Annotated in this window: 1 protein-coding gene; it reads left to right on the top strand. The window is 55.4% G+C overall.

The genetic code is table 11. From position 1 onward, the window contains the following. Positions 1-21: 21 nt before the first annotated feature. On the top strand, positions 22-390 hold a 369-nt coding region (locus tag AQ981_RS25500; RefSeq protein ID WP_121500751.1), incomplete at its 3' end, for a fimbrial protein.

Genomic DNA, 390 nt, shown 5'->3' on the forward strand with positions numbered 1-390 from the left:
TGCCCGGGGAGAAAAACTGAAATGAAAAGTTATCGCTTTGCCCTGATTGTGGCGCTGCTGACAGTCCCGGCCACGCAAGCTATCGCCGCACAGGGCGACACGACGACCGTAACGGTCTCCGGAACATTAATTGAGGGGCCCCAGTGTACCATCAATAGCGGTCGTGATGTGGCGGTCAATTTTGGTGATGACCTGATTACCCGCCTGGTGGACGGCGTCAATTACAAACAAGAAATTATTTATCCCCTGACCTGTACTGGCTCAGCAGGCAACAGCGGAGCTGCCCTGAAAGTCACTATCCGCGGGAATGCCGCTGGGTTTGGTTCCGGGCTCATCGCCACGACGAAAACAGGATTAGGGATCCGTTTGTTCAGCGGAGCCGCCGGTACT

Origin of the sequence: Entomohabitans teleogrylli (assembly GCF_001484765.1) — a bacterium.
GTDB classification, from domain to species: Bacteria; Pseudomonadota; Gammaproteobacteria; order Enterobacterales; family Enterobacteriaceae; genus Entomohabitans; species Entomohabitans teleogrylli.